We start from the raw sequence: 17,618 nt of genomic DNA, 5'->3' as shown, positions 1-17,618 counted from the left end.
TTTCCCGCGCCAGTCCCACGGGATGGACGACGACTCGGTCGTCGAGACCAACCCGCCCGACCGGGAGGGGGTCGACCCGCCGGCCGCATTCGCCGAGCAGGCCAACGTCACGCCGGAGGACGCGGCGGCGTTCGAGGGCGAGTGGCCCGACTGCTGGGCGCGGGCCGGCCGGATGCTCGACTGGCTGGAGCCGCCGGCGACGACCTACGAGGCCGCCGGCGATCGCCGCCGGTGGTTCCCCGGCGGGGAGCTGAACGCCTCGGTCAACTGTGTCGACCGCCACCTCGACGACCGCAAGACCCAGGCCGCGATCAAGTGGATCGGCAAGCGCGGCGAGCGGCGGACCTACACCTACCTCGACCTGTACCACGAGGTCAACGAGTTCGCCGCCGGCCTCCGCTCGCTGGGCATCGGCGAGGGCGACGTGGTCACCCTCTACATGCCGGCGATCCCCGAGTTGCCGATCGCGATGCTGGCCTGCGCCCGCATCGGCGCGCCGCACAACGTCGTGTTCGCGGGCTTCTCGGCGGGGGCGCTGGCCGACCGCATGGAGCGGGCCGACTCGGAGTACCTGGTCACCTGCGACGGCTACTACCGCCGGGGGTCGGCGATCCACCAGAAGAACAAGGCCGACAACGCCAAGCTCTCGGTCTCCCACGAGGTGACCGAGACGGTGGTCGTCGAGCGCCTCGACGACGAGAGCGTCCAGCTCGGCGACGAGGACCGCGCCTACGACGACCTGGTCGCCGACCACCGCGGCGCCGAGGTCGACCCCGTCGCGCGGGCCGCCAGCGACCCCCTGTTCGTCATCTACACCTCGGGGACCACCGGCGAACCCAGCGAGGTCAGACATACCACGGGCGGCTACCTCGCCCACGCGGCGTGGACGAGCCACGCCGTCCTCGATCTGAAGCCCGAGGACACCTACTGGTGTTCGGCCGACATCGGCTGGATCACCGGCCACACCTATCTCGTGTACGGCCCCCTCTCGCTCGGGACGACCACGATGCTCTACGAGGGGACGCCGGACCACCCCGAGAAGGACCGCGTGTGGGAGCTCATCGAGCGCAACGCTGTCGACGTGTTCTACACGGCGCCGACGGCCATCCGGGCGTTCATGAAGTGGGGCACCGAGCACCCCGAGGCCCACGACCTCTCGAGCCTGCGGCTGCTCGGGTCGGTCGGCGAGCCGCTCAACCCCAGCGCCTGGTGGTGGTACTACGAGCACGTCGGCGGCGGCGACTGTCCCATCGTCGACACCTGGTGGCAGACCGAGACGGGCGCTATCCTGCTGTCGACGCTGCCCGGCGCCGACCGGATGAAACCCGGCTCGACCGGGCCGCCGCTGCCGGGGATCGACGTGGCCGTGGTCGGCCCCGGCGGCGAGGAGACGACGGCAGCCGAGGGCGGGCGCCTCGCCGTCACGCGGCCCTGGCCGGGGATGCCGCTCGACCTCGACGGCGACGACCGGGCCGACGAGTGGCGCTACGTCACCGAGGACGTGGCCCGCATCGACGACGACGGCTACGTCACCGTCCTCGGGCGGGTCGACGACACGGTTACCGTCGGGAACCACCGCCTCGGCACGACCGAACTCGAACGGGCGATCGCGGACGTGCCCGGTGTCGCCGAGGCGGCCGTCGTCGACGTGCGCGACGGCAGCGCCGGCTCCGTCTACGCGTTCGTCAGCACCGACGAGCGCCACGAGGCCGAGCGGGCGCTGCGCCAGCGCATCACCGACAGCGTCGAGCGCTCGATCGGCGCCTTCGCCGTCCCCGAGACGTTCGTGTTCACCCCCGAGCTCCCGAAGACCCGCTCGGGCAAACTGATGCGCCGCCTGCTCAAGGACATCGCCGACGGCGACGAGCTCGGCGACACCAGCGCGCTCCGCAACCCCGAGATCGTCGGCGAGATCCGCTCGGCGCTCGACCGCGAGTGATGGCCCCGAAGTTCCTTCGGTATTCTTCTCTATCCCGAAACGCAGTACGCGCACTGATCCGGCGATAGGTCCCGATGCTCCCACGGCCCCGGGCAAAACTCCCGAATCCGGCGAAGTTTTATTTCGCACGAGTGCGTCCCCGCGAAACGACCAGTATGGGACAGCGTACCAGGGGCCCCGACGACGCCGCCGAACCGCTGACGACTGCGGGCTACGAGCGGTTGCGCCGGGCGGCGACGGCGTACCGCGAGGCCGTGATCGTGCGTCTCTGCGGCGAGGTCGGCCTCCGGCCGGCGGAGGTGGCGCGGGTCCGTCCGGGACACCTGCGGACCGTCTCGACGCGGGCGGGGACCCACCACCTCCTGACGGTCGTCGACGACGCCGGCGAGGCCGTCAGGGACGCCTACGTCCCGGCGGACGTGCGCTCGGCCGTCGACCGGTACGTCAACGAGCGGGGGATCGGCGAGGACGAGCGGGTCGTCGACGTGACGCCGCGGCGGATCCAGATGGTCGTCGCCGAAGTCGGCGAGCGCGCGGCCGACCGGAGCGGCGACGACCGGCTGCGCGGGGTCTCCTCGACGGACCTCCGGGGGTACTACGCCCGCCGGCTCGTCCACGACGCGGGCCTCGACCCGCGGGTCGTCCTCGCGGTCGGCCCCTGGGACGGGCTCGACACCCTGTGTCGCCACCTCGACCCCGTGGGGGTCGACACCGTCCTCGACGCCCTCGAACGGACGGGGCTGGACGGTCCGACCGCCGAGTGGACGCCGGAAGACATCGGGCGCGCGCTCACGGGCGCGGACCTCGCAGTCGTCGTCACCGACGCCGACGGGACCGTGGCGTTCGCCAACGACGGCGCAGCCGCGCTGACAGACACACCGGGGGAGGATCTGGTCGGCGAGTCCGTGACCGCGCTGTACCACGGCGACGCCCGCCCGCCGGGCGAGGCGACCGGGGCGGTCCCCGTCCGGCTCGCCCGGCCCGACGGCGACCCCGTCCCGGCCGTGCAGGTCGCCGCGCCCCTGCACGACACCGCCGCGCGGCGGGGTCGCTACGTCGCCGCGTTCGTCGAGGCGGACGGCGACGGACCGGTGGACGTGGAGGCGCCGGTCGAGGGCGGTGTCCGGGCGAGCGCGAACGGGGACGGCACGCTCGCGAACGGCGACGGTGTAGACGTGACGGACGGGACGCACGCGTACGGGCGCGGGGCGGCTCCGGGCGAAGACGGGGTAGCTCCGGGCGAAAACCGGGCGGGACCGGCCGCGGCGGATGCCGACGGGCCGACCGGGGCGGCCGTTCCCGCCCGCGTGGCGGACGCCATCGACGCGCTCGGGGCGGTCGCCGGGGTGCTCGCCGCGGCGTCGAAGCGGACGGAGGTCGCCTCGCGTGTCTGCGACCGACTGGCCGCGACCGACAGCTACGAGTTCGCGTGGGTCGGCTCGGCGACGGGCGACCGGGGGGTCGTCTCGACGGCCTGGACCGGGGTCGACGAGGCGACCGCCGAGGCGCTGGCCGAGGTCGCAACCGACGACGTCGACGTCCCCGGCGTCGCCGCCGACCAGCCGGGCGAGGTGCGGATACTCGCCGCCGACGACCGCGAGGGGCCGCTCCGGCCGGTCGAGACGGACGGCGACGGGCCGGACGCCGACGCCGTCGCCGTCGTCCCGATCACCTACGGCGACACGACCCACGGACTGCTCGCGCTGGGCGCGACCGGGCCCGACGCCTTCGGGAGCGCCGAGCGCGACCTCCTGGCCAGCCTCGGCTGGGGGGTCGGCCAGGCGATCACCGACATCAAGCGCCGAAACCTGCTGCTGGCCGACAGCGTCACGGAACTGGAGTTCCGCGTCGAGAGCGACCGCGCCTTTTTCGTCGCGGCCAGCCGGGACCTCGACGCGGCGTTCGAACTCCAGGGCCTGGTCCCCGGCGAGGGCGGGAGCCTGCTGTACTTCGTGACGATGCGCGGCGCGTCCCCCGAGGACGTCGTCGAGTTCGCCGACGACGCCGCCGGCATCGAGAACGCCCGGCTGATCCGCGACTACGGCGAGCGCTACCTCGTCGAGTTCGTCGTCGCCGGCGAGGAGCCCGCCACGACCCTGACGGAACTGGGCGGCCACGTCTCCGAGTTCAGCGTCGCGGACGGCGCCCAGCGGGTCACCGCCGAGTTCACCACCGAGACCGACGTGCGGACAGTCTTCAACGGCTTCCAGTCCGCCTTTTCGGCGTCGGCGCTGCTCTCGAAACAGGAGGTCGAACGGCCCGTCCAGACGACCGACGGCTTCCGCCGCTCGCTGGAGGACGACCTCACCGACAAACAGCAGTCGGTCCTCAGGGCGGCCTACCTCGCCGGCTACTTCGAGTGGCCGCGGGGGTCGACCGCCGAGGAACTGGCCGACTCCATCGGCGTCTCCTCGCCGACGCTGCACAACCACCTCCGGAAGGCCCAGCAGAAACTGCTCACCGCCTTCTTCGACGACGAGTGACAGGTCGGCCGCGCGGTACGGGCTGGGGATACCACGGCTCCCTCCGGTGGTCGTCGCCGGACGTGACGGATAGATAGTTAGACGGTTGGCTTAAGAGTCTCCTGGGTGATATCGGGGACGAACCATGTCACGGAGTGACTGCCACCGGTCGCGACGGGTCACAGGGAGGGGTCGATAGCCATGTCCGAGGACGGCTCCCCCCTCGAATCGCGGCTGACCGAACAGGAGTACTTCCGGCCGCCGACCGACTTCGTCGGCCAGGCCAACGTCAGCGATCCCGACATCTACGACCGCTTCGACGAGAACTACCCCGAGGCCTTCGAGGAGTACGCGGAACTGCTCGACTGGGACGAACACTGGGACGAGGTGCTCGACGACTCGAACCCGCCCTTCTACGAGTGGTTCACCGGCGGCAAGCTCAACGCCTCGTACAACTGCATCGACCGCCACCTCGACGAGCGCAAGAACCAGGCGGCGTTCATCTGGGAGGGCACCGACGCAGAAGAGCGCGAGACGATCACCTACCAGGACCTGTACAACCGCGTCAACGCCACTGCCGCGTCCCTGCAGGACGTGGGCGTCGAAGAGGACGACGTGGTCACCTGCCACCTCCCGATGCTGCCGGCGCTGCCGGTCACGATGCTGGCCTGCGCGCGCATCGGCGCGCCCCACTCGGAGGTGTTCGCCGGCTTCTCCGCCCAGGCGCTGGCCGACCGCATCGACGACGCCGACTCCGACGTGGTCGTCACCTGCGACGGCTACTACCGCCGCGGCGAGTTCCTCAACCACAAGGAGAAGTGCGACGAGGCCCTGGAACTGGCCGACTCCGACGTCGACACGGTCGTCCTCTGGACCCGCCACGACGAACTCCACGAGGACGTCGAGATCGGCAGCGACGACCCGTACGTGCTGGCCGACGACCTGCTCGCCGACAACGAGCGCGCCCGCGTCGACCCCGTCTCCCGCGACGCCGAGGACCCCCTGTTCCTCATGTACACCTCCGGGACCACGGGCCAGCCGAAGGGCTGCCAGCACCGCACCGGCGGCTACCTCTCCTACGTCACCGCCACCAGCAAGTACGTGCTGGACATCGAACCCGAGGACACCTACTGGTGTGCCGCCGACATCGGGTGGATCACCGGCCACTCCTACATCGTCTACGGGCCCCTGTCGCTCGGGACGACCTCGGTGATGTACGAGGACACGCCGGACCACCCCCACAAGGGTCGCATCTGGGAGATCGCCGAGCGCTACGACGTGGACATCTTCCACACCTCGCCGACCGCCGTGCGGATGTTTATGAAGTGGGGCTCGGAGTACGTCGAGGAGTACGACTTCGACTTCCGGCACATGACCACGGTCGGCGAACCGATCCAGCCGGAGGCGTGGCTGTGGTACTACAAGCACATCGGCGACGAGGACGCCGTCATCGTCGACACGTGGTGGCAGACCGAGACGGGCGGCCACCTCATCACGAACCTCCCCGCGCTGAAGGACATGAAACCCGGCTCGGCCGGCCTGCCGGCCCCGGGCATCCAGCCCGCCCTCTACGACGACAGCGGCGAGCCGATGGAGCCCGCCAGCGGCAAGGCGGGCAACCTCGTCATCGAGAAGCCCTGGCCCGGGATGTTACAGACCGTCTACGGCAACGACGAGCGGTTCATCGAGGAGTACTGGCAGGACTTCTCGGACACCGACAGTTCCGACCCCGAGGACTGGGTGTACAAGGCCGGCGACGGCGCCGTCCACGAGGAGGACGGCTACTTCCGCGTGCTCGGTCGCCTCGACGACGTGATGAACGTCGCCGGGCACCGCCTCGGGACGATGGAGCTCGAATCGGCCGTCTCCGAGGTCGAGGACGTGGCCGAGGCGGCCGTCGCCGCCCGCGACCACGACGAGAAGGGCGAGGTGCCCGACGTGTACGTCGTCGTCCGCGAGGGCGTCGAGGCCAGCGACGAGGTGGTCCGCGACCGTATCATCGAGGCGGTCGAGGACGAGATCGGCAAGTTCGCCCGCCCGGCCCGCGTGGTCTTCGTCGACGACCTGCCGAAGACCCGCTCGGGCAAGATCATGCGCCGCCTGCTGGAGAACATCTCCAACGGCGACGAACTCGGCGACACCACGACGCTGCGTGACCCGAGCGTCCCCGAGGAGATCCGCGACCAGGTCCACGGCGACGACTAGATCCCACTGTTTCCGGCTGAGAGCTCCTCGCGGCCCTGCGGGCCGCTGCGGGAGTCCGCCGTCTGCTCACGGCGTTTCGCCCCGTTCGCACGGTCCAGTGGACCTTCGGTCCCTCGCTACCGCAAAAGCTTGGAGAAATGAGCCGGACGCAGCGGTCGCTTCGCTCCCTCGCGTTCGGTGTCTGCGGGAGTGAACACCGGGACCGACCGCAGGCTCGTCAGCGCTTGTTCTGACGGCGAACCGGCGCCTTCGGCGCTGGATGCTCAGTCCATACAGGAGCGTCCCGGTAAGCGGTCGCGGTGCGGTCGGCGCGCGCTGGAGCGCGCTTTTATGCGCGCGACGACACCGCGCGAGGGATTCGCGACTTGCGTGTCGCGAATCGGCTGGGGAGGCTCGTGGCTGTCTGCGGTGCTGTGCGGGGCGGTTGCTGGTGCGGTCGCGGTCCTGGTGGACTGAAAGGGCGAGGCGCGCTCGCGTTTATGTAGTCGCCTGAGCGACCCCTACCCGAAGCGGACGCAGGCCGCGAGGGTATGTCGCTCAGCGACCGCGAGCGGGCCGAGGGCTTTCATCGTCTGCTGTACCCTGCGGTAGACACAGCAGCTAGCGAGCGGGCCGAGGGCTTTCATCGCTCGCTGCCCTCTCCGGCCGCGTCGTCTCCGCTCCTTCTACGACAGACCCGACAGGAACAACGACTCAACTCGCAGGAGGGACCAACCAGTATCTCCGGTCGGATCAGCTCGAACGGCCGTCGTTACCGGCCCATATACTTGTTCTCCGCGTCGACCGTGTTCGGGAGCCGCCGGGTCGAGGCGCCGAACGTCGCCGCCGCGTCGTGGGCGTCGAACGGGTCCATCGGCGCCGGCCCGTCGTCGCTCGGCTCGTCGGCGTCGGCTTCGATCTCGGGCTCGTCGGTCGCGGTCTCGGCTGTCGGTGCGTCTCGGGTCTCGGTGGTCGCGTGTGTGCTCATCTGCGGTTGGGTGTCGGGGGCGGTCTGCGAACTGGACGACGCCGTCGGGGGAGAGAATCAGCGTACCGCTACTGCGAGCGTCGTCCGTGACATACCTCTCCCGATGCACCCATCGATAATAAAAGTTCATGATCTATACGGGGAGATCGGTCGCCCGTGGCGAGTCTCGGGGTCAGTCCGCCGGTAATCGACCCCGGGGTCGTCCGTCGGGGACCGGGTTCGGGTTCAGCCGCTGGGGGCCGCCCGTGCGATTATCCGTCGGAGACCGGCGCTTCCATCCCGCTGACGGCGATCGAGATCCGGTTCCCGGTGTCGTTGACCGTGTGGACCTCGCCGGCCACGACGAGGTCCCCCTGGGCGGTCGGGCCGATAGCGACGGGGTCGCCGACTGACAGCGACGGCATGGCGGTCTGGAACTCGACCCACGCCCGGCAGTCCGACGGGTGGTTCACGTTCGCGAAGGAGACGGACTCGACGGTCGCGTCGACGCGCTCGAAGTCGTGCGCGACCGTCACCGACTCGCGTTCGGCGTCGGGGTCCCGGTCCAGCACCCGGAAGGCCTTCTCGGTCGGTTCGTACCCGCCGGTCGGACCGGTCACGCCCTCGACCAGCCCGAGCGACTCCAGCTGTGGCATCTTGTTCCTGATCGTCCCCGGCGTCCTGTCCATCCGCTCGGCGAGGACGCCCGAACTCACCGGCGAATCGCGCTGCTGGTACTCGTTGACCAGCACCGTCAGCGCCCGCCGCTGGGTCTCGTAGAGGTCGAGTGAATCCGCGCTCATCTACCGACCGTTCGGTCCGATGCCCTATCGCTATTGGGATCGGCCCCGTATTTGCGCCGCCCGACCGTCCGCGCTCGGTCGGGTCGGCCTCGCTCCGCTCGCGCGGACAGGAAAACCGGAAAATGTGCGCGCTTTACTGGTAGTCGACTTCGCCTTCCCCCTCGCCGATCCAGCCGCCGCGGTCCGGTTCGCGGGATTCGAGCGGGTCGATGTCCTTGTACCAGGGGACGTTCTTGAGCTGTTCCTTGTCGAGGACGAACTCGTCTTTGGTGTCGGCGGTCCACTCGAAGTTCTGGGTCAGCAGGATGGCGTCGACGGGGCAGACCTCCTCGCAGAGCCGGCAGTAGATGCACTGGCCGATGTGGAGGTTGTACTGCTCGCCGTTGCGCTGGTCGTCGGTGACGATCTGGATGGTGTCGTTCGGGCAGACGTTCTCGCACTGGCGACACCAGATACACCGCTCCTGGCTGAACTTGTGGACGCCGCGGAACCGCGGGCTCACTTCCGGCGCGTCCTCGGGGTACTCGACGGTGAACGTCTCGCCGTCGAGCGCGTGTTTCATCGTCGTTGCCATCGATTTGAGGAGTCCTATCATTGGGAGTCACCTCCGCGTGTCGCGGGCGTCGGGGTCGGCGCGGCGCTCATGCGTTGACCACCCCGACGATGACGGCGGTCAGGATCAGATTGGCGAACGAAAGGACGAGCATGCCCTTCCAGCCGATCTGGATGAGCTGGTCGATACGCAGCCGCGGGATCGCCGACCGGGCCCACTGCGTGAACAGGTAGACGGCGATCATCTTCGCGAAGAACCAGACGACGCCCGGGAGCACCGGCCCCGAGGCGCCGCCGAGGAAGATCGTCGCGATGATCGCGCCCCCGAGGAAGATGTGGATGAACTCCCCGAGGTAGATGAGCACGAAGTACACCGAGGAGTACTCCGTCTGGTAGCCGGCGACGATCTCGGTCGGCGCCTCCGGGATGTCGAACGGGTTGCGCCCGACCTCCGCCAGGTTCGCGACGAGGAACAGGACGAAGGCGAACGGGTTGACGAAGGCGTACCACGAGGGGATCGGGATCCCGCCGAGGTTCACCAGCGTCTGGCGCTGCATCTCGACGATGGTCGACATCTGCAGCGACCCGGCGAAGATGACGACCGAGGCGCCGGTCAGCACCAGCGGGATCTCGTAGGCGAGGTTCTGCGCGACCGCGCGCAGCCCGCCGAGGAACGAGAACTTGTTGTTCGACGCGTAGCCGGCCATCAGCAGACCCAGCGACGCGATCGACGCGACCGCGAACACGTAGGCCAGCCCCGTCTCGGGGTCGGCCAGCTGCAGGTTGTTGCCGAAGGGGATGACCGCGAAGCCCAGCAACGCGGAACTGGCGATGACCAGCGGCGCCAGGTCCCAGGCCGGGCGGTCGACGCCCTCCGGGACGATGAGCTCCTTCGACAGCAGGCGCACGGCGTCGGCCGGGATGATCAGCAGGCCGTAGGGCCCGTGGCGGTTGACCGCGATGCGGTCGGTGAACGCGGCGGTGATCTTCCGCTTGCCCCAGATGCCCAGCACCGCGGTCATCGTCAGCAGCACCGTCGCGATGACGCCCGCGGCGGCGATACTCGTCACGACGATGACCCAGGTTTCGTTGATGTCGAGCCCGAGCAGGTCGGCGATGATCTTCGGGAACGGCGTCCCCGACTGGAGCGCGGGCGCGACCATCACCGATCCACCTCCCCGAGGACGATGTCGAGGCTACCGAGCGAGGCGATCATGTCCGGGATGAACTCGCCCTCGGACATGACCGGCAGGGTCTGGAGGTTCGAGAAACACGGGCTGCGGATCTTGAACCGCGCCGGCTTGTCGGTGCCGTCGCTACGGATGTAGATGCCGAGTTCGCCCTTGGCGGCCTCGACCGCGCGGTAGATCTCCGTGTCGGGGTCCGGCCGCAGCGTGCGGGGGACGTTCGACTGGATCTCGCGTTCGTCCTCCGGCCAGTCCTCCAGCAGGTCTACGCACTGCTCGATGATCCGGGCCGACTGCTCGACCTCGCGCATCCGGACGAGCAGGCGCGCGAAGTTGTCGCAGCCGTCCTCGGTGACCACGTCCCAGTCGAGCTGGTCGTAGTAGCCGTAGGGGTCGTCGCGGCGGAGATCGTAGTCGATGCCCGACCCACGGGCGACCGGGCCGGTCGCGCCGTAGGACTTGGCCTCCTCCGGCGGCAGGACCCCCGTGTCGACCGTCCGCATCTGGAGGATCTCGTTGGAGGTCATCATGTCGTGGTACTCCGTGAGCCGCTCGGGGAGCTCGTCGACGAAGTCGCGGATCTTCTCGAAGAACTCCTCGCGGGGCTCGGGCAGGTCCCACGCCACGCCGCCCAGCCGCAGGTAGTTGAACATCAACCGCTGGCCGGTCAGGTCCTCGAGGATATTTTGAACCGTCTCCCGGTCGCGGATGGCGTACATGAACAGGGCCGTGAAGTCCCCGTAGATGTCCAGCGCGAACGTGCCCAGCGCGAGCATGTGGCTCGCGATCCGGCACAGCTCCGCCGACATCGTCCGGATGACCTGCGCGTACTCCGGCACCTCGATGTCCGCCAGGTCCTCCGCGGCGCGGGCGTAGGCCCACTCGTTGAGGATGCCCGCCGAGATGTAGTCCCAGCGGTCGGGGTAGGGCATGATCTGGTGGCGGTAGGTGCTCTGCTGGCACATCTGCTCCTCGCAGCGGTGGAGGTAGCCGATGTCCGGGTCCAGGTCGGCGATCTGCTCGCCGTCGAGGACCGTCTCGATGTGGAGCACGCCGTGGGTCGCGGGATGGTGGGGACCGATGTTGACGAACATCGTGTCCGTGTCGTCCTCCCCGCGGTGGTCCTCCTGGAGCGGGTTGGCGTGTTCCCGGAGCGTGACGATCTGCGGTTCCTCGCCGCTGAAGTCTTGGGAGAGCGGGTGACCCTGCCAGGTCTCCGGGAGGAGGATGCGGCGCGGGTCGGGGTGGCCCTCGTACTCGATGCCGACGAGGTCGAAGGCCTCGCGCTCGTGCCAGTCGGCGGTGCGGTAGACCGGCTCGGCGCTCTCGCTGAGCGGCGCGTCCTTCGGCGTCGGGACGACGACCGACACCTCCTGTGTGGGGTCGTCGTACTTCTTGAGGTGGTAGATCGACTCGTAGCGGTCGTCGTACTCCTGTGCGGTGACGCAGGAACAGTGGTCGAAGCCGGCCTCGTCGCGCAGGGTAAAGAGAGCGTCCTGTACCTCGTCGGGACGGACGACGAACCCCTCGGCGTTGACGTGGCTCTCGCGGTCGACGACGGTGTCGCCCAGCAGCGCGGCGAGTTCGTCGTAGTCGAGTTCGCCGTCGGAGACGCCGACCTGCTCCTCCGTCGCGAGCACGTCGCTCTCCGGTTCTTCGAGGCTCATGGCGAGTCACTCCAGTTGTACCGCATGACGAGGTCCTCCTCGTCGATCTCGGCGGCGAGCTTGTCGACGAGCTCGTCCTGTTCGAGGTCGCCGAACTGCTCCAGCTCGTAGGGCTTGACCGTCACGGGCGCGGACTCGCCGTTGGCGATGCGCTCCTGGAGCTTGGCGACGCCGTAGACGAGCGCCTCCGGCCGCGGGGGGCAACCCGGGACGTGGATGTCGACCGGGATGACCTCCTCGGCGCCCTTGATGACGTTGTAGCCCTCCTGGAACGGGCCGCCGGAGATGGTACACGAGCCCATCGAGACGACGAACTTGGGCTCGGGCATCTGGTCGTAGACGCGCTTCATCCGCGGGGCGAACTTCGAGACGATGGTCCCCGGGACGATGATCACGTCGGCCTGCCGGGGGGAGGCGCGGGGGACGCCGGCGCCGAAGCGGTCGAGGTCGTGTTTGACCGCGTAGGTGTGCATCATCTCGATGCTGCAGCAGGCGATCCCGAACTGCAGCATGAACATCGACGAGCCCCGCACCCAGTTCATGAACTTGTCGAACTTCGTGAGGATGAACGGCGTGGAGCCGAACGCCTCACGGAGCGTCGAGTTGAACCGGTCGTCCGCGCCCTCGCCCAGCCGGGCCTCCTGGGTCGATTGGATGTCTGTGCCGTCGGCCGTTGGTGTGTGGTCGCTGCTCATGGTTACTGTTCGACCCGCTGTGCTTGCGCGCGCGGGCTGCGGATCCATCTGACCGCACCGTTGCGCCACGCCCAGCCGAGCCCGATGACGAGGATTCCGACGAAGACGAGCATCGGGACCAGCGCCTCGGCGAGCCCGACGTTGGCGACCGCGTCGCGGTAGATGACCGTCCACGGGAAGATGAGGACGGTCTCGATGTCGAAGACGACGAACAACAGCGCGACCATGTAGTACTGGATGTTGAACTTGATGCGCGTGTCGCCCGTCGGGACCTCGCCGCTCTCGTAGACGGCGCGTTTCCCCTGTTCCGGCACGCTCGGCCGCAGCAGCGCCGACGCCACCATCATCGTGATGGGGATGGCCAGCGCCACGACGGCGAGCGCCCCGATGGCTATCCATGGGTTACTCATGACTCTCTATCGTTCGACGGTTTGGGGTGGTGCCATATAAGGGTTGATTGTTGTCCTCGGGCGGTTTCGAGCCGCGATTCCCCCGAAACACGTTCGACCGGCGGTACGGCCGACCTACCGATCGCCATGGCCGACAGCTTCTTGCCCCCTCGGCCGGTGCTCCCGCTCCCGACCGTGCCCTCCGACGACCCCTTCGCCGGCGCCGAGTCGTACTACGCCGAGTACCGACCCCGATACGGCGACCGGCCGCTCGACCACCTCGTCGACCGCCTCGCCCTCGACGAGTCCTCGCGCGCGCTGGACCTGGGCTGTGGCGCCGGCCAGATCGCCGTCCCGCTCGCCGCCCGCGCCGGCCGCGTCGTGGGGATGGACCCCAGCGAGGCGATGCTCGACGGCGCGCGCGAGCAGGCCCGCCGGGACGGGGCCGACAACATCGAGTGGGTCCAGGGTTCGGACGCCGACCTCCGCGGGTCGGTGGGCGACGACCTGGGACCGTTCGACGTGACGACGATGGGGCGCGCGTTCCACTGGATGGACCGCCGGCCGACACTCGACCGGATCCGCGAGCTGACCCGCCCGGGCGGCGGCGTCGCCGTCTTCGGCGACACCGAGTGGCTCACGGGCGGCGAACGTGCGTGGCAGGACGAAGTCTACGACCTCGCCGACGAATACCTCGACGACCTGCCCGAACGCACCGGCCCGCGCACCGAGCCCTACGAGAACCCGTACGACGAGATGCTCGCCGACCACGGGTTCGCGGACGTGGAAGTGGCGACCTTCGATCGGACTCGCGAGTGGACCGTCGACGAGGTGGTCGGCTACGTTTTCTCGCTGTCCTTCTGCTCGCCCGCGACCTTCGGCGACGAGAAAGCGGAGTTCGAGGCCGAACTGCGCGAGCGGCTCGACGACCTGGGCGGCCCGTTCAGGCAGGCCGACGAGGTACGGGTCGTCTCGGGGCGGAAGCCGGCCGAATGACCGGCCGCGGAGCGGCCAGTCCCGAACGCGACGGCTACGACTCGTCCCAGTACGCGTCCTTGAACCCGGGCGTGCCGAGTTCGTGGAGGTCCCGGGAGACTTCGCCGACGCCTTCCTGTAGCCCCTGGTGGTACTCGACGAGGCGCTCGCGGATCTCGGGGTGCTGCCGGGAGAGGATCTGGGCCGCCGTGAGCGCGGCGTTGAACGACTTGCCGGCGTCGACGGCGGTGATGGGCGCGCCCTGTGGCATCCCGATGACCGAGTCGACGGACTTCTCCTGGACGGGGACGCCGATCACGGGGAGCGGGTAGGCGATGGAGGCGGTCATGTTCGGCAGGTCGGCGGACTTGCCGCCCGCGCCGGCGATGATCACGTCGATCCCGCGTTCCTCGGCCGTCTCGGCGTAGGCGTACATCAGGTCGGGCGTGCGGTGGGCGGAGACGACGAACGTCTCGAAGGTGAACCGGCTGTCGGGGGCGTCCTCGTAGTCGGTCTGCTCCGCGAAGCCGAGTTCGTCGGCCAGCGCGGCCGTCGCGCCCGGCCGCTTGCCCTTGCCGCCGGCCATCGTCGGCAGGTCCGAGTCCGACCCCATGACGATGCCAACGTCGGGGGTCGCCTCGTTCGGCAGGTCCATCTCGGCCTGTTCGTGGAGCTGGTCGATTATCGACTGGACGGAGTCGGCGGTCATGGGCGAGTGTCCGCGGCGCGGGGCCGTAAGCGTGTGCGATCCGGACCGGACTGCGACCGCGAGCGACGCCAGCCCGCAGGCGCGAGCCGACGGGGAACCACCACAGTGTTCGGGCACCTCTTTCATTCGTCTGAGCGGTCGATATTCGGGGAATGGTGCCACCACTGGGGGACGGCGGGTCGCTCCCGCCGGCGGCCGAGCTCGACGCGCTGGTCACGGCGTTCCCGGACGTGGGGTTCATCCTCGACGCCGACGGCCGGTACGTGCAGGTGTTATCGAGCCCGGCCTCCCGGGAGTTGCTCTACGACGACCCCGAGGCACTGCTGGGCGAGCGGGTCGACGAGGTGTTCGACGACGGGACGGCCGACCGGATCGTGACGAACCTGGCGGCGGCGCTGGAGACCGGCGAGGTCCGGACCTTCGAGTACACGCTCGACGTGGGCGGCGGCGAGCGGTGGTTCGAGGGGCGGATCGCGCCGGTCCGCGGCGAGGCGTACGACCACGTCGTCTACGTCGCGCGCGACATCACCACCCGCAAGCGGCGCGAGCGGGAACTCGCGCGCCAGCGCGGGTACATGCAGGCGATGCTGGACTCGCTGGACGACCTGTTCTACGCGCTCGACCGCGACGGCGAACTCGTCGACTGGAACCGCACGGTCGAGACGGTCACCGGCTACGACGGCGAGGAACTGGCGGGCTGTGGCGTCACGGAGCTGTTCGAGGGCGACGCGACCGAGCGGCTGGCGACGTTCGTCGCCGAGGTGTTCGAGGAGGGGTCGGCCCGCCGGGTCACGGAGGTCCAGCCAAGGAACGGCGGGCCGATCCCCTACGAGTTCGTCGCCGCGCTGTTCGACGACCCCGACGGGGAGGACCTGGTCGTGGGGGTCGGCCGGGACGTGAGCGAGCGCCGCGAGCGCGAGGAGCAGGTCCGCGTGTTCGGCCGCGTCCTCCGGCACAACATGCGCAACAAGATGACCGTCGTCGACGGCACCGCCGAGTTCCTGGAGCGGCGCGAGCCCCCGGATGCGAGCAGCGACGCCGCGGCGGAGCGCATCCGGTCGGCCGCCCGGGACCTGATGCAGCTCACGGAGAAGGCCCACGACGCGACCGAGGTCCTCCTGCAGGAACACCACTACGGCGCCGTCGACGTGGACGCGGTCGTCGCGGGCATCGTCGAGGAGTTCGACACCCGCCCCGGCGGGACGGATGTCACGTACGACGGCGACGACGACGCGACCGCCAGGGCCATCCCCGCCGTCGGGCAGGCGGTCGAGGAGCTGGTCGAGAACGCGGTCGAGCACGGGGGCGAGCGGGAGGCGAGCGCGTCGAACGTCCGGGTCGCGGTCGACGCGGACGGCGGGGCGGTGACCGTGCTGGTGAGCGACGACGGGCCGGGGCTGCCCGACCACGAGGCCAACATCATCACCGAACACCGCGAGATCTCGCCGGTGTTCCACGCCAGCGGCATGGGGCTGTGGCTGGTCCGCTGGATCGTCAGGCGCTCGCACGGCGAGGTCGAGGTCGTCGAGCGCGGCCCCGACGGGACGACGATCGAGATCGCACTCCCGCAGGCCGACCGGGCGCCCGACGGCGACGGCGTGACCGGACCGTCCCCCCTGTGACCGGACCGTCCTCCCTGTGACCGCATCCCGGTCGGTGGGGCCTGGCCGGTGAGTCCGCCGCCAGTCACGGAACCGCAACCCGCCCCGGGTTCCGGAACGGCAGCCCGTTCTCAGTCCCGGAACGTCAGCTCGTTCCGTAGCTCGCGTACGTCGGCCAGCAGCCGGTCCGTCCGCTCGTCGCCCCCGCCGACGAGTGTCACGTGACCCATCTTCCGGAGGCGGTAGACCTCCCGCTTGCCGTACCAGTGGAGGTGGGCGCGCGGCCGCGCGAAGACGGCGTCCTCGCCGGAGAGCCTGGCGACCTGGCGTTCCTCGACATCGCCCAGTATGTTCGCGGACACTGTGGGCGCGCGCCGGCCGGTGTCGCCCAGCGGCCGGCCGGTCACGGCCCGGACGTGCTGTTCGAACTGCGAGGTGTGACACCCCTCGATGGTCCAGTGGCCGGAGTTGTGCGGTCGCGGCGCGATCTCGTTCAGGAGGATCTCGTCGTCCGGTCCCTGGAACAGTTCGATGCCGTAGACGCCCCGGCCCTCCATCACGTCGAGGACATCGAGGGCGACCTCGCGTGCGCGCTCGCGAACGGCCCCGTCGGCCGCCGGCGGCGACCGGGTCTCCCGCAGGATCTCCTCGCGGTGGATCGTCTCGGTGACCGGGAACGTGTCGCGTTCGGGCGCCCCGCTGTCGCCCCACCGTTCGCTGCCGAGACAGCCCATCACCGCCAGCTCGCGCTCGAAGTCGACCATCTCCTCGACCATCGCGACGCCCGACGGGTCCGCCTGACTCCCGCCCTGCGCGGCGTCGACGATCTCGGCGAAGGCCGTCTCCACGTCGTCGGGCGACTCGACGGGGACGTTCCCGCGGCCGTCGTAGCCGCCCTTCCGGGCCTTGAGCATCGCGGGGTAGCCCAGGTCGTCGAGCGCGTCGCGGAGTTCGTCGGCGGAGTTCACCTCGCGGAACTCGGGGACCGGGACGCCCGCCTCGGCCAGCCGGCGCTTCTGGACGAGCTTGTCCTCGATGATCCGCAGCGTCTCGGGGTCGGGGTGGACCGGCGTGTCCGTCTCCTCGCTCACCCGCTCCAGCAGGTCCGGGTCGGCGAGTTCGATCTCGAAGGTGAGGAAGTCGGACCGCTCGGCGAGTTCGCGGACGGTCCCGGGGTCGTCGAAGTCGCCGACGACCTGGTCGCGGGCGACGGGCGCGGCCGGGGCGTCGGGGGTCGGGTCGCTGACGACGACCTCGACGCCGAGCGGCGCCGCGGCCTCGGCGAGCATCCGGCCGAGCTGGCCGCCGCCGACGACGCCGAGCGTCGGTCCGGGCGAGGTGAGTGTCATTGCGCCGGGGTTGCCCACCGGCGGGAATAAGCGTGTCCCTCTCCGGCGGCGTTCGGTGGGCAACACTCGCGTCGGTGCCCGCCCGGCGGTCGAGCGCGTCGGGTTCGGTAGTTCTTTTATGCGCGCTCGCTTCGCCCCG

The 17,618-nt window shown here is 69.8% G+C and carries 14 protein-coding genes; 5 read left to right on the top strand and 9 right to left on the bottom strand.

Annotated elements, in window-relative coordinates; all coding sequences use genetic code 11:
• Positions 1–22 precede the first annotated feature (22 nt).
• The 3 genes from ACMGFG_RS11545 (at position 23) to acs (ending at position 6,606) form a co-directional block, all read left to right on the top strand.
• A complete protein-coding gene (locus ACMGFG_RS11545; RefSeq protein ID WP_436930480.1) occupies positions 23–1,939 on the top strand; it encodes an acetate--CoA ligase in 1,917 nt (638 codons plus the stop codon).
• 155 nt (positions 1,940–2,094) lie between these two features.
• Positions 2,095–4,422: a bacterio-opsin activator domain-containing protein gene (locus ACMGFG_RS11540; protein ID WP_436930479.1), complete on the top strand. Its 2,328-nt coding sequence runs from the start codon at positions 2,095–2,097 to the stop codon at positions 4,420–4,422.
• A 180-nt stretch (positions 4,423–4,602) separates the two neighbouring features.
• Positions 4,603–6,606 carry an acetate--CoA ligase gene (gene acs / locus ACMGFG_RS11535; RefSeq protein ID WP_436930478.1) on the top strand — a complete coding sequence of 668 codons (2,004 nt, stop codon included), beginning with the start codon at positions 4,603–4,605 and terminating at the stop codon, positions 6,604–6,606.
• 751 nt (positions 6,607–7,357) lie between these two features.
• Here the strand turns inward: acs and ACMGFG_RS11530 are convergent.
• The 7 genes from ACMGFG_RS11530 to ACMGFG_RS11500 form a co-directional block, all read right to left on the bottom strand.
• Positions 7,358–7,573, bottom strand: coding sequence for a hypothetical protein (locus ACMGFG_RS11530; protein ID WP_436930477.1), 216 nt, complete (start codon positions 7,571–7,573; stop codon positions 7,358–7,360).
• Positions 7,574–7,824: 251 nt separating this feature from the next.
• Complete coding sequence (locus tag ACMGFG_RS11525; RefSeq protein ID WP_436930476.1) at positions 7,825–8,355, bottom strand: TrmB family transcriptional regulator; 531 nt, start codon at positions 8,353–8,355, stop codon at positions 7,825–7,827.
• A gap of 133 nt (positions 8,356–8,488) precedes the next feature.
• On the bottom strand, positions 8,489–8,950 hold the full coding sequence (locus ACMGFG_RS11520) for a NuoI/complex I 23 kDa subunit family protein (protein WP_135364351.1): 462 nt from the start codon (positions 8,948–8,950) through the stop codon (positions 8,489–8,491).
• 46 nt (positions 8,951–8,996) lie between these two features.
• Complete coding sequence (locus ACMGFG_RS11515; RefSeq protein ID WP_436930475.1) at positions 8,997–10,070, bottom strand: complex I subunit 1/NuoH family protein; 1,074 nt, start codon at positions 10,068–10,070, stop codon at positions 8,997–8,999.
• Positions 10,070–11,761, bottom strand: a complete 1,692-nt coding sequence (locus ACMGFG_RS11510; RefSeq protein WP_436930474.1) for an NADH-quinone oxidoreductase subunit D — start codon at positions 11,759–11,761, stop codon at positions 10,070–10,072. The genes ACMGFG_RS11515 and ACMGFG_RS11510 overlap by 1 nt, the downstream gene beginning before the upstream one ends.
• Positions 11,758–12,456, bottom strand: a complete 699-nt coding sequence (locus ACMGFG_RS11505; protein ID WP_135364348.1) for an NADH-quinone oxidoreductase subunit B — start codon at positions 12,454–12,456, stop codon at positions 11,758–11,760. The genes ACMGFG_RS11510 and ACMGFG_RS11505 overlap by 4 nt, the downstream gene beginning before the upstream one ends.
• A 2-nt stretch (positions 12,457–12,458) precedes the next feature.
• Entirely contained in the window at positions 12,459–12,866 is a 408-nt protein-coding gene (locus ACMGFG_RS11500) for an NADH-quinone oxidoreductase subunit A (RefSeq protein ID WP_436930473.1), read from the bottom strand.
• A 126-nt stretch (positions 12,867–12,992) separates the two neighbouring features.
• Here ACMGFG_RS11500 and ACMGFG_RS11495 point away from each other — a divergent pair, with 126 nt between their 5' ends.
• Positions 12,993–13,841, top strand: coding sequence for a class I SAM-dependent methyltransferase (locus tag ACMGFG_RS11495; protein ID WP_436930472.1), 849 nt, complete (start codon positions 12,993–12,995; stop codon positions 13,839–13,841).
• A gap of 34 nt (positions 13,842–13,875) precedes the next feature.
• Here ACMGFG_RS11495 and purE read toward each other — a convergent pair whose 3' ends face one another.
• Complete coding sequence (gene purE / locus ACMGFG_RS11490) at positions 13,876–14,529, bottom strand: 5-(carboxyamino)imidazole ribonucleotide mutase (protein WP_436930471.1); 654 nt, start codon at positions 14,527–14,529, stop codon at positions 13,876–13,878.
• A gap of 152 nt (positions 14,530–14,681) precedes the next feature.
• Here purE and ACMGFG_RS11485 point away from each other — a divergent pair, with 152 nt between their 5' ends.
• Positions 14,682–16,151, top strand: coding sequence for a PAS domain-containing protein (locus ACMGFG_RS11485; protein ID WP_436930470.1), 1,470 nt, complete (start codon positions 14,682–14,684; stop codon positions 16,149–16,151).
• Between the two features lie 110 nt (positions 16,152–16,261).
• On the opposite strand, the gene ACMGFG_RS11480 is transcribed toward ACMGFG_RS11485, so the two are convergent.
• A complete protein-coding gene (locus ACMGFG_RS11480; protein ID WP_436930469.1) occupies positions 16,262–17,479 on the bottom strand; it encodes a 5-(carboxyamino)imidazole ribonucleotide synthase in 1,218 nt (405 codons plus the stop codon).
• Positions 17,480–17,618 lie beyond the last annotated feature (139 nt).

The sequence above is a fragment of the Halosimplex halobium genome (genome assembly GCF_051414055.1).
GTDB classification, from domain to species: domain Archaea; phylum Halobacteriota; class Halobacteria; order Halobacteriales; family Haloarculaceae; genus Halosimplex; species Halosimplex halobium.
Note: the sequence above shows the minus strand (reverse complement) of the source record. Positions and strands in the feature narration are given on the sequence as shown.

What these genes read in the sequence shown, in the direction of transcription:
- ACMGFG_RS11530 (WP_436930477.1), bottom strand. Translation starts at nt 7,573, where the DNA reads ATGAGCACACACGCGACCACCGAGACCCGAGACGCACCGACAGCCGAG.
- ACMGFG_RS11520 (WP_135364351.1), bottom strand. Translation starts at nt 8,950, where the DNA reads ATGATAGGACTCCTCAAATCGATGGCAACGACGATGAAACACGCGCTC.
- ACMGFG_RS11525 (WP_436930476.1), bottom strand. Translation starts at nt 8,355, where the DNA reads ATGAGCGCGGATTCACTCGACCTCTACGAGACCCAGCGGCGGGCGCTG.
- acs (WP_436930478.1), top strand. Translation starts at nt 4,603, where the DNA reads ATGTCCGAGGACGGCTCCCCCCTCGAATCGCGGCTGACCGAACAGGAG.
- purE (WP_436930471.1), bottom strand. Translation starts at nt 14,529, where the DNA reads ATGACCGCCGACTCCGTCCAGTCGATAATCGACCAGCTCCACGAACAG.
- ACMGFG_RS11485 (WP_436930470.1), top strand. Translation starts at nt 14,682, where the DNA reads ATGGTGCCACCACTGGGGGACGGCGGGTCGCTCCCGCCGGCGGCCGAG.
- ACMGFG_RS11540 (WP_436930479.1), top strand. Translation starts at nt 2,095, where the DNA reads ATGGGACAGCGTACCAGGGGCCCCGACGACGCCGCCGAACCGCTGACG.
- ACMGFG_RS11545 (WP_436930480.1), top strand. Translation starts at nt 23, where the DNA reads ATGGACGACGACTCGGTCGTCGAGACCAACCCGCCCGACCGGGAGGGG.
- ACMGFG_RS11500 (WP_436930473.1), bottom strand. Translation starts at nt 12,866, where the DNA reads ATGAGTAACCCATGGATAGCCATCGGGGCGCTCGCCGTCGTGGCGCTG.
- ACMGFG_RS11495 (WP_436930472.1), top strand. Translation starts at nt 12,993, where the DNA reads ATGGCCGACAGCTTCTTGCCCCCTCGGCCGGTGCTCCCGCTCCCGACC.
- ACMGFG_RS11515 (WP_436930475.1), bottom strand. Translation starts at nt 10,070, where the DNA reads ATGGTCGCGCCCGCGCTCCAGTCGGGGACGCCGTTCCCGAAGATCATC.
- ACMGFG_RS11480 (WP_436930469.1), bottom strand. Translation starts at nt 17,479, where the DNA reads ATGACACTCACCTCGCCCGGACCGACGCTCGGCGTCGTCGGCGGCGGC.
- ACMGFG_RS11505 (WP_135364348.1), bottom strand. Translation starts at nt 12,456, where the DNA reads ATGAGCAGCGACCACACACCAACGGCCGACGGCACAGACATCCAATCG.
- ACMGFG_RS11510 (WP_436930474.1), bottom strand. Translation starts at nt 11,761, where the DNA reads ATGAGCCTCGAAGAACCGGAGAGCGACGTGCTCGCGACGGAGGAGCAG.